The organism is Pseudomonas gingeri, from assembly GCF_013386115.1.
Classification (GTDB): Bacteria; Pseudomonadota; Gammaproteobacteria; order Pseudomonadales; family Pseudomonadaceae; genus Aquipseudomonas; species Aquipseudomonas gingeri.
This window is the reverse complement of sequence record NZ_JACAOR010000005.1, coordinates 524842-538287: the sequence shown is the minus strand read 5'-3', so window position 1 is coordinate 538287 and position 13446 is coordinate 524842. Positions and strand designations below refer to the sequence as shown.

Sequence of the window (13446 nt, the reverse complement as noted above, 5' to 3'; positions counted from 1 at the left end):
TAAATCGGCTGTTTTTACAGCTTCAACCCTGCACGACGCAGGTGGACAAGTGCTCGGAAAGAGCATCCCAGGCAACGCTTTGTTGCTCGCCCTGGCCACGCAGGGGTTTGAAACCTACCACTTGCTGAGCCAATTCGTCGTCTCCGAGAATCAAGGCGTACAGCGCACCACTCTTGTCAGCTTTCTTGAACTGGCTCTTGAAGCTACCGGCGCCGGCGTTGACCTGCAAACGCAGGTTCGGCAGCTGGTCACGGACTTTCTCGCTCAGGGCCAGGGCCGCCAGCTCGGCAGCCTCGCCGAACGCGCACAGGTAGACATCGACCTGGCGGGAAATCTCTTCCGGCACCTGCTCCAGGGTTTCCAGCAGCAGGATCAGGCGCTCGATGCCCATGGCAAAACCCACGCCCGGGGTCGGCTTGCCGCCCATCTGTTCCACCAGGCCGTCATAGCGACCACCGGCACACACGGTGCCCTGGGCGCCCAACTGGTCGGTGACCCATTCGAAAACGGTCTTGCTGTAGTAATCCAGGCCGCGCACCAGCTTCGGATTGATCACGTACGGAATACCGGCGGCATCCAGGCGGGCCTTGAGGCCTTCGAAATGCAGGCGGGATTCTTCGTCGAGGTAGTCGGCGAGCTTCGGCGCATCCACCAGGACCGCCTGGGTATCGGCGTTCTTGGTATCGAGCACGCGCAACGGGTTGGTCTTCAACCGGCGCTGGCTGTCTTCATCCAGCTGGTCGAGGCGGGCCGAAAGGAACTCCACCAGGGCTTCGCGATAACGACCACGGGACTCGCTGGTGCCCAGGCTGTTGAGTTCGAGCTTGACCGCGTTGCGGATGCCCAGCAGGCCCCACAGGCGCCAGGTCAGCACGATCAGTTCGGCGTCGATGTCCGGACCGTCGATGTTGAAGACTTCGCAACCGATCTGGTGGAACTGGCGGTAACGGCCCTTCTGCGGGCGCTCGTGACGGAACATCGGGCCGATGTACCAGAGTTTCTGCGGCTGGCCACCACCGGTGATGCCGTGCTCCAGCACCGCACGCACACAGGCCGCGGTGCCTTCCGGACGCAGGGTCAGGGAGTCGCCGTTGCGGTCCTCGAAGGTGTACATCTCTTTTTCGACGATGTCGGTCACTTCACCGATGGAGCGCTTGAACAGCTCGGTGAACTCGACGATCGGCATACGGATCTGCTTGTAACCGTAGTTATCCAGCAAACGCGCGACAGTGCCCTCGAAATAACGCCACAGCGGCGTCTGCTCGGGCAGGATGTCGTTCATGCCACGAATGGCTTGCAAAGACTTGCTCACAGATTTTCCTTAAATTCTTCGTTTCAGCCGCGGGCGATCAGCGCCGCGTCGGCCTCGACCTTTTCGGCCGCCTTCTGCCGGATCAGCCTTTCCAGCTCATCCACCAGGTTGTCATTCGTCAGTTTCTGCGCCGGCTTGCCATCGATGTAGATCAGGTTCGGTGTACCGCCGGTCAGGCCGATATGGGCTTCCTTGGCTTCACCGGGACCGTTCACCACACAGCCGATCACCGCGACATCCAGCGGCACCAGCAGGTCTTCCAGGCGCCCTTCCAGCTCGTTCATGGTCTTCACCACATCGAAGTTCTGCCGCGAGCAGCTCGGGCAGGCGATGAAGTTGATCCCACGGGACCGCAGGTGCAGGGACTTGAGGATGTCGTAGCCGACTTTCACTTCCTCGACCGGGTCGGCCGCCAACGAGATGCGGATAGTATCGCCAATCCCTTCGGCCAGCAGCATACCGAGGCCGACCGCCGATTTCACCGTGCCCGAACGCAAACCACCGGCTTCGGTGATGCCCAGGTGCAACGGCTGGACGATTTCCTTGGCCAGCAGGCGGTAGGCTTCTACCGCCATGAACACATCGGAGGCCTTAACGCTGACCTTGAAGTCCTGGAAGTTCAGGCGCTCCAGGTGCTCGACGTGACGCAGGGCCGACTCCACCAGCGCAGCCGGGGTCGGTTCGCCGTACTTCTTCTGCAGGTCCTTTTCCAGGGAACCGGCGTTGACGCCGATACGGATCGGGATCCCGCGGTCACGGGCGGCATCGACCACCGCGCGCACGCGGTCTTCGCGACCGATGTTGCCCGGGTTGATCCGCAGGCAATCCACGCCCAGCTCAGCCACGCGCAGGGCGATCCGGTAGTCGAAATGGATGTCGGCGACCAATGGCACCTTGACCAGTTGCTTGATCCGGCCGAAGGCCTCGGCAGCGTCCATGTCCGGCACGGAAACCCGGACGATATCGACGCCCGCGGCTTCCAGGCGGTTGATCTGGGCCACGGTCGCGGCCACATCATTGGTGTCGCTGTTGGTCATGCTCTGCACCGCGATAGGCGCATCGCCGCCCACCGGCACCGAGCCGACCCAGATTTTACGCGATTCGCGACGCTTGATTGGAGATTCGCCGTGCATGACTTATTGACCTAGCTTCAGGCGAGCGGTCTCGCCACTGGTGAACGGTGCGACATCGACCGCCTGACCGTTGTACGTGATCTGTGCACCCTTGGCGTAGCCCAGGCGCACCGCGAACGGCGGCTTGCCGCTGACTTCGAGGATATCGCCCTTGCGCTTGAGGCCGCTGAACAGGACCTTGCCGCCACCGTCGGTGACCTGGGTCCAGCAATCGGCGACGAAGGTCACATGCACCTGCCCGGCACCGGCGACCGGTGCGGCAGCGGCAGTGGCCGGCGCGCCATTGACCGGGGCGCTCGGCGACACGGGCGAAACCGGAGTTGGCGCCGGTTGTGGTGGCACCACCAGCGACTGCGCGGCATGCGGGACCGGCACCACGACCGGCGTGGCCGGGGCCACTGGAGCGGATGGGGCCGGGGCTTCAGCCTGGGTTTCGGTCGAAGGCTCGCCGGGAGTCGCTTCAGGATTGGACTGGTTTTCCGCGACGGCCTGGTCTTCCGGCTCGTCGATCGGATGAATCTGGGTGGTGCCGTCGGCGCTTTCGACTTCGACGTGCTCCATGCTGATGGCTGCCTGGTCCTTGGAGCGCAGGCTGGCCTGGTCCTGCCACCAGACAAAACCGCCACCGATCACCGCAATCAGCAGCAACAGGCTGACAATTCGCAAAATGGTATGGGAAACCCGCACCGGCTCTTCGATCCGCCCCAGCGCATGCACGTTGCTGCCCTGGGAGTCGGTCCCGGTGCACTGGTCGAACTGCTGCACCAGCACGGTCTGGTCCATGCCCAGCAGCTTGGCGTAGGCCCGGATATAACCACGGGCGAAGGTATGCCCCGGCAGCTTGTCGAAGGCGCCGGCCTCCAGGTTACTCAACGACGTAGTGGTCAGATTGAGCTTCAGGGCCACCTCGGCCAACGTCCAACCATTGCTTTCGCGGGCCTGACGCAGGGTCTCACCGGGGTTTACGCGAGTCGCTGCTACAACTTCTGGATGCGCCGCTTTCATCATTGCTCCGACAGGTATTGCTGATATTCCGGCGTACCGGGATAGAGTCGTTTTAATTGCAGGCCGTAACTGGCGACCTTGTCGCGATCTTCGTAAATCTTCGCCAGTCGAATACCGAGCAACAGACTACGTGCATTCTGCTCGCTCAGCAGGCTAAAGCGATCGTAATAATCGCGTGCGGGCACATAATGCCTGTCTTCGTAAGACAACTCAGCCATTTCCAGCAAGGCGCGTGGCTGTTGTCGGTTCAGGCGCAGGGATTTTTCCAGGTTCTGCCGTGCGTCGTCGCGATTGCCGAGGGCCAGGGCGGTCAGGCCAAGGTTCTCGTAGACCCGCGAACGCTCGGGATACAGGCTGTCGGTCGCCGCCTGCTCGAAACGCTGGTAAGCGTCCTTGTACTGCTTGCGCTCGTACAGGAAGCCACCGTAGTTGTTGAGGATCCGCGCATCGCCCGGACGGGACGACAATGCCTTGCGGAAATGCTGGTCCGCCAGGTCCCACTCCATCTCGGCCTGGAACACCAGCGCCAGGGCCGCGTTGGCATCGGGATCGGAGCTGTTCAGCTCCAGGGCTTTCTTGAGCGGAACCTTGGCCTGCTCGGTCTGGCCCTGCTGCAGGTAACCAATGCCCAGTTGCACATAGGCCGTACGTGCCTCGTCACGCCCCTTGCTGGTACTCATCGGGTCGATATTGCCCGAGGAAACGCAGCCGGCCAGGAGGCCGGCAAAGAGTACAAGGAGCGCAGTGCGCACGGTCATGGAGATCCTCTCTCGGGTTCAGTTCGAAGCGCTTTTCGACATATCGGCATCGGCGCTCAGTTCACGCACCGCGATATAACGTTCGCTACGGCGGGTGCGATCCAGCACCTGCCCGACCAACTGCCCGCAGGCAGCATCAATGTCTTCACCGCGGGTGGTACGTACCGTGACGTTGTAGCCGGCCTGGTGCAACAGATCCTGGAAACGCCGGATCGCATTGTTGCTCGGGCGCTCGTAGCCCGAATGCGGGAACGGGTTGAACGGGATCAGGTTGATCTTGCACGGCGTATCCTTGAGCAGCTCGATCATCTCGACCGCGTGCTCGACCTGGTCGTTGACATCCTTGAGCAGGGTGTACTCGACGGTCAGGACACGCTTCTCGCCGAGGGTCGCCATATAGCGACGGCACGATTCGAGCAGCATCTTAAGCGGATACTTCTTGTTGATCGGCACCAATTGGTTACGCAATGCGTCATTCGGTGCGTGCAGCGACAACGCCAGGGAGACGTCGATATGCTCGGCCAGCACATCGATCATCGGCACCACGCCGGAGGTCGACAGGGTCACGCGGCGCTTGGAGATGCCGTAGCCCAGGTCGTCCATCATCAGGCGCATGGCGGCGATGACGTTGTCGAAGTTGAGCAGCGGCTCGCCCATGCCCATCATCACCACGTTGGTGATGGCACGGTCGATGGTGGCCGGGACGCTGCCAAAGGATTTGTTGGCAATCCACACCTGGCCGATGACTTCGGCGGCAGTGAGGTTGCTGTTGAAGCCTTGCTTGCCGGTGGAGCAGAAACTGCAATCCAGGGCACAGCCTGCCTGGGACGAAACGCACAAGGTGCCGCGTTTGCCCTGGGGAATGTAGACGGTCTCGACGCAGCTGCCGGACGCCACGCGCACCACCCACTTGCGGGTGCCGTCGGTGGAAATGTCCTCGCTGACGATTTCAGGACCACGAACCTCGGCGACGGTCTTGAGCTTTTCGCGCAAGGCCTTGCTGACGTTCGTCATGGCGTCGAAATCATCGACGCCAAAGTGGTGAATCCACTTCATGACCTGACCGGCACGGAAACGCTTCTCCCCGATTGAGTCGAAGAATTTTTCCATTTCCGGTTGAGTCAGACCCAACAGGTTTGTTTTGCCGATTGATACAGTCATGGATTCACCCTCACTCCCAAGCCTTTGCTTAGCGAGTGGTTACTTCAGTAGCTGCGAAGAAGTACGAGATTTCGCGAGCGGCAGCGGCTTCGGAGTCCGAACCGTGTACAGCGTTGGCGTCGATGGAATCGGCGAAGTCAGCACGGATGGTGCCGGCAGCCGCTTCTTTAGGGTTGGTGGCGCCCATCAGCTCACGGTTCAGAGCGATAGCGTTTTCGCCTTCCAGAACCTGGACAACGACAGGACCGGAGATCATGAAGGCAACCAGGTCGCCGAAGAAACCACGAGCGCTGTGCTCAGCGTAGAAGCCTTCGGCTTCGGCCTTGGACAGTTGCTTCAGTTTCGAAGCGACAACGCGCAGGCCGGCTTTTTCGAAACGGGTGGTGATCTCGCCGATAACGTTTTTTGCAACAGCGTCAGGCTTGATGATGGAGAAAGTGCGTTGAACAGCCATGGTGTAACTCCAGAAACGATAATTTGCGAAAAATTAAACCCGCGAATTATACGCGGGTTCTTGGGTATTGCCTAACTCAGGTATTGCCTGCAGCCAGGGATCAGTCGCGTTCTTCGATCCAGTGGGCCTGAATGGCCTCCAGGATCTTCTCGCCACAGTGTTCCGGTTTGTCGTCGAACTCCGGCAGTTCCATGACCCACTTGCGCAGATCGACGAAATTCACCGACATCGGATCGACATCCGGCTTGCTTTCAGCCAGCTGGATCGCGATTTCCAGCACATCAGTCCACTTCAGACTCATGATAGTTCCTCGAATCAGTGTGGCGCTTCCGCGGCATGGTTGAGCGAATACTTTGGAATCTCGACGGTCAGGTCTTCGGTGCCGACAATCGCCTGGCAACCCAGGCGTGACTGCGCTTCCAGGCCCCAGGCCCGATCCAGGAAATCTTCTTCCAGCTCATCGGCCTCTTCCAGCGAATCGAAGCCTTCGCGAATGATGCAATGACAGGTGGTGCAGGCGCAGACGCCGCCACAGGCGCTTTCCATCTCGATATGGTGCTCATGCGCCAGATCGAGGATCGAAGTGCCGGGCTCAGCCTCTACTACCATCCCTTCCGGGCAGAACTTCTCGTGGGGCAGAAAAATGACCTGCGGCATCGTTATTCCTCAATCTCATTCAGGTTGCGTCCCGCCAGGGCGGCTTTCACCGTCGAATCCAGGCGGCGGGCGGCAAAGGCATCGGTCACTTGCGACAGACGCTTGGTCTGTTGCTCGATGGCATAACCATCGGTGCCTTTCATCAATTCACTCAATTCCTGCATCTGCAATTCGATGACCATGCGCTCCTCGGCATCGAGCAGGCGTTCGCCGTCGGCCTCGAGGGCACCCTGCACCGCTTCGATCAGGCGTTGCGCATCGACCTGCTGCTCGCGCAACACGCGGGCAACCTTGTCATCACCGGCATACTTGAACGAGTCCTTGAGCATGCGGGCAATTTCACCGTCGGTCAGGCCATAGGACGGCTTGACCTGGATACTCGACTCGACGCCCGAACCCAGCTCGCGAGCCGTGACATTGAGCAGGCCGTCGGCATCGACCTGGAAGGTCACGCGGATCTTCGCCGCGCCGGCAACCATCGCCGGAATGCCCCGCAGTTCGAAGCGCGCCAGGGAGCGGCAGTCGCTGATCAGTTCACGCTCGCCTTGCAGCACGTGAATCGCCATGGCCGACTGGCCGTCCTTGTAGGTGGTGAAATCCTGGGCGCGGGCGACGGGAATGGTGGTGTTGCGCGGAATCACCTTCTCCATCAGCCCACCCATGGTTTCGAGACCAAGGGACAGCGGAATCACATCGAGCAGCAGCAGTTCGCCACCGTCGCGCTTGTTGCCGGCCAGGGTATCGGCCTGGATGGCGGCACCGATGGCCACCACCTGATCCGGATCGATTTCGGTCAACGGCTGGCGACCGAACATCTCGGCGACGGCCTCGCGCACACGGGGCACACGGGTCGAACCGCCGACCATGACCACCGCGTGCACGTCTTCAAGCTCGACATTCGAGTCCCGCACCGCACGCCGGCAGGCCTTGAGGCTGCGGGCGATCATCGGCTCGATCAGGGCATCAAACGCTTCACGGGTCAGCTGGGCACGCCAGTCGCCATGGACCACCTCGACCGAGTCAGCGTCGGTCAACGCTTCCTTGGCCGCGCAGGCCGCCTGCAACAGGCTGCGCTGGGCACCCGGATCGAGGTCGGCGGACAAGCCGGCCTGCTCGATGATCCAGCCGGCAATCGCGTGATCGAAGTCATCGCCGCCCAGGGCGCTGTCGCCACCGGTGGCCAAGACCTCGAAGACCCCGCCGGTCAGGCGCAGGATAGAGATGTCGAAAGTACCGCCGCCCAGGTCGTAGATCGCGACCAGGCCTTCGGCGTGCTGGTCCAGGCCATAGGCCACGGCCGCGGCGGTCGGTTCGTTGAGCAGGCGCAGGACGCTCAGGCCGGCCAGCCGGGCCGCGTCCTTGGTCGCCTGGCGCTGGGCATCGTCGAAATAGGCCGGCACGGTGATTACCGCCCCGACCAGTTCACCGCCCAGGGCTGCCTCGGCGCGCTGACGTAGCACCTTGAGGATATCGGCGGAGACTTCGACCGGGCTTTTCGGACCCTGCACGGTATCGATGAACGGCATGTGCGACTCACCGCCGACAAAGCGGTAAGGCAGTTGCTCGCCCAGTTGCTTGACGTCCGCCAGGCCACGGCCCATCAGGCGCTTCACCGACAGCACGGTATTGAGCGGATCACTGGCGGCCGCCAGCTTGGCCGACTGGCCGACCTCGATACGGTCGGCGTGGTAGCGCACCGCGGACGGCAGGATCACCTGCCCGTCAGCATCGGCCAGGGGCTCGGAAAGACCACTGCGCAATGCAGCGACCAGCGAATTGGTAGTACCCAAGTCAATCCCGACCGCCAGGCGACGCTGGTGCGGTTGGGGACTTTGGCCGGGTTCGGCGATCTGCAGTAGGGCCATCGTTATCTGGACTTATCTGAATATCAGGCGTGCGACCGGAGCGGCACTGGGTTAATCGTCGAGGCGCTCTTCTAACTGGCGCACTTCGTAGGTGAGCTTGTCGAGGAACTGCATGCGCCGCATCAGGCGCTCGGCCTGTTCGCGTTGCGCGGCATCGTTCCAGCAGGCTGCGAAGCTGTCGTTCAGTTCATCCTGGGCCGTTTTCAGGCGTCGCTTGAACGCGGCGATGCCCGGCAGGTCGGCATCGTCCTGCAGGTCTTCGAGCTCTTCGCGCCATTGCATCTGCTGCATCAGGAAGTCCGGATCATGCACCGTGACTTCCAATGGCAGCTCGCGACCGCCCATGGCGAGCAGATAGCGCGCACGCTTGGGAGGGCTCTTGAGCGTCTGGTAGGCCTCGTTGAGGCTCGCGGATTGCTCCAGGGCCAGCCGTTGCTCACGCTCGGAAGCGTCGGCAAAGCGGTCCGGATGAACGGCGCGCGCCAACTCTCGGTAGCGCGCGGCCAACTGTTCGAGGTCCAGCGTGAAGCTCGGCTGCAACTCGAATAAAGCGAAATGACAAGGAGTACCCACGAATAGCCTCAGATGTTGAAGCTTTCGCCGCAGCCACACTCACCGCGTACGTTGGGGTTGTTGAACTTGAAGCCTTCGTTCAACCCTTCCTTGACGAAATCCAGCTCGGTGCCGTCCAGGTAGGTGAGGCTTTTCGGGTCGATGATCACTTTCTCGCCGTGACTCTCGAACACCTGATCTTCCGCCACCACCTCGTCGACGAACTCCAGCACGTAGGCAAGGCCGGAACAGCCTGTGGTGCGAACACCCAGACGAATCCCTTCACCTTTGCCGCGCCCGTCAAGGGAGCGTCGCACGTGTCGAGCAGCCGCTTCTGTCATGCTGATAGCCATCGTGACTCCTTACTAATCGCTTGAACGCCGGATCGTTTAGATCAGGCCTTTCTTCTGCTTGTAATCGCGAACGGCGGCCTTGATGGCGTCTTCGGCGAGTACCGAGCAGTGGATCTTCACTGGCGGCAGGGCCAGTTCTTCGGCCAGCTGAGTGTTCTTGATGGTCTCTGCTTCATCCAGAGTCTTGCCTTTCATCCACTCGGTCGCCAGGGAGCTGGAGGCGATGGCCGAACCGCAACCGTAGGTCTTGAACTTGGCGTCTTCGATGATGCCCTGTTCGTTGACCTTGATCTGCAGACGCATCACGTCGCCGCACGCCGGAGCCCCGACCATGCCGGTACCGACATCCGGGTCCTCGGCATTCATCTTGCCGACGTTACGCGGGTTTTCGTAGTGGTCGATGACCTTTTCGCTGTAAGCCATGGTACTTAATCCTCACTCATCAGGGCCGCTCTTGAGACCCTGCAGTTCCGCTTGCGTCAGTCGCCGCGTCGCTACAGGACCTGTATCCGGCGGCTTCTATAGTTAGTGTGCCGCCCACTCGATCTTCGAGATATCGACGCCATCTTTGAACATGTCCCACAGCGGCGACAGGGCGCGCAGCTTGGTCACGGCCTCGCAGACTTTCTGCGCGGCGTAATCGATTTCTTCTTCGGTGGTGAAGCGACCGAAGGTGAAGCGGATCGAGCTGTGTGCCAGTTCGTCGTTGCGGCCCAGGGCGCGCAGTACGTACGAAGGCTCCAGCGAAGCCGAGGTGCAGGCGGAACCGGAGGAAACCGCCAGGTCCTTGAGTGCCATGATCAGCGACTCGCCTTCGACGTAGTTGAAGCTCAGGTTCAGGTTGTGCGGTACGCGGGCGGTCATGCTGCCGTTGATGTACAGCTCTTCCAGGTGCTCGACCTGCTTGTAGAAGCGGTCGCTCAGGGCCTTGATGCGCACGTTCTCGGCAGCCATGTCTTCCTTGGCCACGCGGAAGGCTTCACCCATGCCGACGATCTGGTGGGTCGCCAGGGTACCGGAACGCATGCCGCGCTCGTGACCGCCGCCGTGCATGGTCGCCTCGAGGCGCACCCGCGGCTTGCGGCTGACGTACAGCGCGCCGATGCCTTTGGGACCGTAGGTCTTGTGGGCCGAGAAGGACATCAGGTCGACTTTCAGCTTCTGCAGGTCGATATCGACCTTGCCGGTCGACTGGGCTGCGTCAACATGGAACAGCACGCCGCGCGAGCGGGTCAGCTCACCGATGGCGGCGATGTCGTTGACGGTGCCGATCTCGTTGTTCACGTGCATGATCGAAACCAGGATGGTGTCGTCGCGCAGGGCGGCTTCGACCATGGCCGGGGTGATCAGGCCGTCTTCGCCAGGCTCGATATAGGTGACTTCGAAACCTTCACGCTCCAGTTGGCGCGTGGTGTCGAGGACCGCCTTGTGCTCGATCTTGCTGGTGATCAGGTGCTTGCCCTTGGTGTGGTAGAAATGCGCGACACCCTTGATCGCCAGGTTGTCGGACTCGGTGGCACCGGAGGTCCAGACGATTTCACGCGGGTCGGCATTGACCAGGTCGGCGACCTGGCGGCGGGCGTTCTCGACCGACTCCTCGGCCTTCCAGCCGAAGACGTGGGAACGCGAGGCCGGGTTACCGAAGTTTCCGTCGACCAGCAGGCATTCACTCATTTTCTGCGCGACACGCGGATCAACCGGGGTGGTCGCTGAGTAATCAAGGTAAATCGGCAATTTCATGGACTATCTCCTAAATCAGGCTGGCTGGCGCACCGCGGGCTCTTTGGCTGTCATTCGACGGCGGACGCTTCGATCTTATCCAGGCGTGGCGCCTTGCCATTACAGCGGCGCTGATCCTGACGCTGGGCGACTTCTTGTACCTCACGGCGAGTCACAAGGTCCGCCAAGCTGATACCACTGAGAAATTCGTGGATCTGCAGGCTGAGGTCGCACCACAGGTGGTGGGTCAGGCAGGTGTCGCCGGAATGGCAATCACCGAGCCCCTGGCACTTGGTGGCGTCGACCGATTCATTCACCGCGTCGATCACCTGGGCGACCTGGATCCCCTGCATGTCGCGCGACAGCTGATAGCCGCCGCCCGGACCACGGACACTCGACACCAGGTTGCTGCGACGCAATTTGGCGAAAAGCTGTTCGAGGTAGGACAGGGAGATGCCTTGGCGCTCGGAGATATCGGCCAGGGACACCGGCCCGTGTTGCGCGTGCAACGCCAGATCGAGCATGGCGGTCACCGCGTATCGGCCTTTTGTAGTCAGTCGCATGGACAATTACCACGGAGTTACGGAATGAGGACGAGTATGCTATTCCCGAGTATTTAAGTCAACTATAAGACCTAGTACTTTAGTCGGGATTACCCGTAAAAGAGCGCGCGCATTGTAGCAAAGTCACAAGCGTAATGGCATCGCGCTAGACCGATGGTTTTTGTCGTCCTTGAAATGCTTCGCGGGCAAGCCCGCTCCCACAGGATTCGATACAGCCCTGACCTTGTGGGAGCGGGCTTGCCTGCGAAGAGGCCGGCAAACCCGACGCAGATCAGCCTGCCTTGACCTCGCCCTCGTCCTTCACTTCGACAAAGCCTTCACAGTGCAACTCCGGCAGATCCTTGGCGCAGTAGCTGCTGCCCAGGTCCTTCAGCGCACCGCACATGCCTTCCAGGCGCCCATCGACCGCCTGCAGGTGATCGAGCATCTGGCCGATGGCCCGCGCCACCGGATCCGGCATGTCTTCGCTGACGCCATAGGCATCGAAGCCCAGCTTCTCGGCCATCGCCTTGCGCTTGGCCTCCTGCTGGTCGTCGGACTTCATGATGATCCGCCCCGGAATCCCCACCACCGTCGCCCCTGGCGGAACCGCCTTGGTCACCACCGCATTGGAGCCGACCTTGGCCCCGGCACCGACCGTGAACGGCCCCAGCACCTTGGCGCCGGCGCCGACCACCACGCCGTCTTCCAGGGTCGGATGGCGCTTGCCCTTGTTCCAGCTGGTACCACCCAGGGTCACCCCCTGGTAGAGAGTCACATCGTTGCCGATCTCGGCGGTTTCACCGATCACGATGCCCATGCCGTGGTCGATGAAGAAACGCCGCCCGACCTTGGCGCCCGGATGGATCTCGATACCGGTCAACCAGCGGCCGAAGTTCGACACCACCCGCGCCAGCCACTTCCAGCCCATGCCCCACAGCGAATGACTCAGGCGATGCAGCCAGATGGCGTGCATGCCGGGGTAGCAGGTCAGGACTTCAAAGGCATTGCGCGCCGCCGGGTCACGATGGAATACGCTCTGGATATCTTCACGCAAACGCTCGAACATCATTAATCCTTCCGCTTAAGAAGCTCGCCACGGGCCGCTTTCTGGGTTTCCGTGAGGATGCCACGCAATATATTCATTTCCGCCCGGCTGACCGAGCTGCGTCCGTAAAGGCGGCGCAGGCGCGCCATGAGGTGCCGCGGCTTTTCCGGATCGAGGAACTCGATGGCCACCAGCGTCTGTTCCAGGTGCTCATAAAATCGCTCCAGCTCATCCATGGTCGCCAATTCACCACTGCGGGTGGACGCCACTTCATCCTTCTCGACCTTGTGCGGCTGGCCTTCAGCCGCCAACCAGGCCATGCGCACCTCATAACTCAACACCTGCACCGCCGCCCCGAGGTTCAGCGAACTGAATCCGGGGTCAGATGGGATATGCACGTGATAATGACATCGCTGCAGTTCGTCATTGGTCAGGCCGGAATCTTCGCGACCGAACACCAGGGCGATCTGCGCATCCTGCGCCGCCTCCTCGACCACTTTCACGCCGGACTCGCGCGGGTCCAGCAACGGCCAGGGAATCCGCCGATCCCGCGCACTGGTGCCGAACACCAGGTTGCAGCCGACCAGCGCCTCTTCCAAAGTGGCGACGACCTGGGCGTTTTCAAGGATGTCGGTGGCGCCGGAGGCACGCGCATCGGCCTCATGGGACGGAAAGATGCGCGGCTCGACCAGTATCAGGCGCGACAATCCCATGTTCTTCATGGCTCGCGCAGCCCCGCCGATATTGCCCGGATGACTGGTATTGACCAGGACGACACGAATATTTTGCAGCACGGGCAGGCGCTCTCGGACAGGGCAAAGGGGAGCAAATCTTACAGAAGCACTCGGGTTTACGCCACGAAACTGAATGTCGTCCTTCACCGATAA

16 protein-coding genes are annotated in these 13446 nt (G+C 61.4%); all 16 read right to left on the bottom strand.

Features of this window, described 5'->3' with window-relative positions; genetic code table 11:
• Positions 1-22 precede the first annotated feature (22 nt).
• The 16 genes from hisS to trmJ all read right to left on the bottom strand — a co-directional run bounded on the left by hisS (position 23) and on the right by trmJ (position 13353).
• Positions 23-1312, bottom strand: a complete 1290-nt coding sequence (gene hisS / locus HX881_RS10430) for a histidine--tRNA ligase (protein WP_177084283.1) — start codon at positions 1310-1312, stop codon at positions 23-25.
• Between the two features lie 23 nt (positions 1313-1335).
• Positions 1336-2445 (bottom strand): flavodoxin-dependent (E)-4-hydroxy-3-methylbut-2-enyl-diphosphate synthase, encoded by a 1110-nt coding sequence (gene ispG / locus HX881_RS10425; protein ID WP_103032810.1) that lies wholly within the window; start codon positions 2443-2445, stop codon positions 1336-1338.
• Between the two features lie 3 nt (positions 2446-2448).
• Positions 2449-3450 (bottom strand): RodZ domain-containing protein, encoded by a 1002-nt coding sequence (locus tag HX881_RS10420; RefSeq protein ID WP_177084280.1) that lies wholly within the window; start codon positions 3448-3450, stop codon positions 2449-2451.
• Complete coding sequence (pilW, locus tag HX881_RS10415) at positions 3450-4208, bottom strand: type IV pilus biogenesis/stability protein PilW (protein ID WP_177084278.1); 759 nt, start codon at positions 4206-4208, stop codon at positions 3450-3452. The genes HX881_RS10420 and pilW overlap by 1 nt, the downstream gene beginning before the upstream one ends.
• A gap of 18 nt (positions 4209-4226) precedes the next feature.
• Positions 4227-5369 (bottom strand): dual-specificity RNA methyltransferase RlmN, encoded by a 1143-nt coding sequence (rlmN, locus tag HX881_RS10410; RefSeq protein ID WP_177084276.1) that lies wholly within the window; start codon positions 5367-5369, stop codon positions 4227-4229.
• A 28-nt stretch (positions 5370-5397) separates the two neighbouring features.
• On the bottom strand, positions 5398-5823 hold the full coding sequence (gene ndk / locus HX881_RS10405) for a nucleoside-diphosphate kinase (RefSeq protein ID WP_007916882.1): 426 nt from the start codon (positions 5821-5823) through the stop codon (positions 5398-5400).
• A 100-nt stretch (positions 5824-5923) separates the two neighbouring features.
• On the bottom strand, positions 5924-6124 hold the full coding sequence (gene iscX, locus HX881_RS10400) for a Fe-S cluster assembly protein IscX (protein ID WP_017123703.1): 201 nt from the start codon (positions 6122-6124) through the stop codon (positions 5924-5926).
• A gap of 14 nt (positions 6125-6138) precedes the next feature.
• A complete protein-coding gene (fdx, locus tag HX881_RS10395) occupies positions 6139-6480 on the bottom strand; it encodes an ISC system 2Fe-2S type ferredoxin (protein WP_017123702.1) in 342 nt (113 codons plus the stop codon).
• A 2-nt stretch (positions 6481-6482) separates the two neighbouring features.
• A complete protein-coding gene (gene hscA / locus HX881_RS10390) occupies positions 6483-8345 on the bottom strand; it encodes a Fe-S protein assembly chaperone HscA (RefSeq protein ID WP_177084274.1) in 1863 nt (620 codons plus the stop codon).
• Positions 8346-8396: 51 nt separating this feature from the next.
• On the bottom strand, positions 8397-8918 hold the full coding sequence (gene hscB, locus HX881_RS10385; protein WP_177084272.1) for a co-chaperone HscB: 522 nt from the start codon (positions 8916-8918) through the stop codon (positions 8397-8399).
• Positions 8919-8926: 8 nt separating this feature from the next.
• Positions 8927-9250: an iron-sulfur cluster assembly protein IscA gene (gene iscA, locus HX881_RS10380; RefSeq protein ID WP_010565230.1), complete on the bottom strand. Its 324-nt coding sequence runs from the start codon at positions 9248-9250 to the stop codon at positions 8927-8929.
• Positions 9251-9286: 36 nt separating this feature from the next.
• Positions 9287-9673 (bottom strand): Fe-S cluster assembly scaffold IscU, encoded by a 387-nt coding sequence (iscU, locus tag HX881_RS10375; protein WP_007929523.1) that lies wholly within the window; start codon positions 9671-9673, stop codon positions 9287-9289.
• A 102-nt stretch (positions 9674-9775) separates the two neighbouring features.
• Positions 9776-10990, bottom strand: a complete 1215-nt coding sequence (locus HX881_RS10370; RefSeq protein ID WP_017123699.1) for an IscS subfamily cysteine desulfurase — start codon at positions 10988-10990, stop codon at positions 9776-9778.
• A gap of 50 nt (positions 10991-11040) precedes the next feature.
• On the bottom strand, positions 11041-11532 hold the full coding sequence (gene iscR / locus HX881_RS10365; RefSeq protein ID WP_026013140.1) for a Fe-S cluster assembly transcriptional regulator IscR: 492 nt from the start codon (positions 11530-11532) through the stop codon (positions 11041-11043).
• Positions 11533-11803: 271 nt separating this feature from the next.
• Positions 11804-12580 carry a serine O-acetyltransferase gene (cysE, locus tag HX881_RS10360; RefSeq protein WP_177065206.1) on the bottom strand — a complete coding sequence of 259 codons (777 nt, stop codon included), beginning with the start codon at positions 12578-12580 and terminating at the stop codon, positions 11804-11806.
• A gap of 2 nt (positions 12581-12582) precedes the next feature.
• A complete protein-coding gene (gene trmJ, locus HX881_RS10355; protein ID WP_177084587.1) occupies positions 12583-13353 on the bottom strand; it encodes a tRNA (cytosine(32)/uridine(32)-2'-O)-methyltransferase TrmJ in 771 nt (256 codons plus the stop codon).
• Positions 13354-13446 lie beyond the last annotated feature (93 nt).

Coding starts and splice junctions, on each gene's coding strand:
- fdx (WP_017123702.1), bottom strand. CDS start 6,480: ATGCCGCAGGTCATTTTTCTGCCCCACGAGAAGTTCTGCCCGGAAGGG.
- HX881_RS10370 (WP_017123699.1), bottom strand. CDS start 10,990: ATGAAATTGCCGATTTACCTTGATTACTCAGCGACCACCCCGGTTGAT.
- hscA (WP_177084274.1), bottom strand. CDS start 8,345: ATGGCCCTACTGCAGATCGCCGAACCCGGCCAAAGTCCCCAACCGCAC.
- rlmN (WP_177084276.1), bottom strand. CDS start 5,369: ATGACTGTATCAATCGGCAAAACAAACCTGTTGGGTCTGACTCAACCG.
- HX881_RS10420 (WP_177084280.1), bottom strand. CDS start 3,450: ATGAAAGCGGCGCATCCAGAAGTTGTAGCAGCGACTCGCGTAAACCCC.
- iscX (WP_017123703.1), bottom strand. CDS start 6,124: ATGAGTCTGAAGTGGACTGATGTGCTGGAAATCGCGATCCAGCTGGCT.
- ndk (WP_007916882.1), bottom strand. CDS start 5,823: ATGGCTGTTCAACGCACTTTCTCCATCATCAAGCCTGACGCTGTTGCA.
- iscR (WP_026013140.1), bottom strand. CDS start 11,532: ATGCGACTGACTACAAAAGGCCGATACGCGGTGACCGCCATGCTCGAT.
- pilW (WP_177084278.1), bottom strand. CDS start 4,208: ATGACCGTGCGCACTGCGCTCCTTGTACTCTTTGCCGGCCTCCTGGCC.
- iscA (WP_010565230.1), bottom strand. CDS start 9,250: ATGGCTATCAGCATGACAGAAGCGGCTGCTCGACACGTGCGACGCTCC.
- cysE (WP_177065206.1), bottom strand. CDS start 12,580: ATGTTCGAGCGTTTGCGTGAAGATATCCAGAGCGTATTCCATCGTGAC.
- ispG (WP_103032810.1), bottom strand. CDS start 2,445: ATGCACGGCGAATCTCCAATCAAGCGTCGCGAATCGCGTAAAATCTGG.
- iscU (WP_007929523.1), bottom strand. CDS start 9,673: ATGGCTTACAGCGAAAAGGTCATCGACCACTACGAAAACCCGCGTAAC.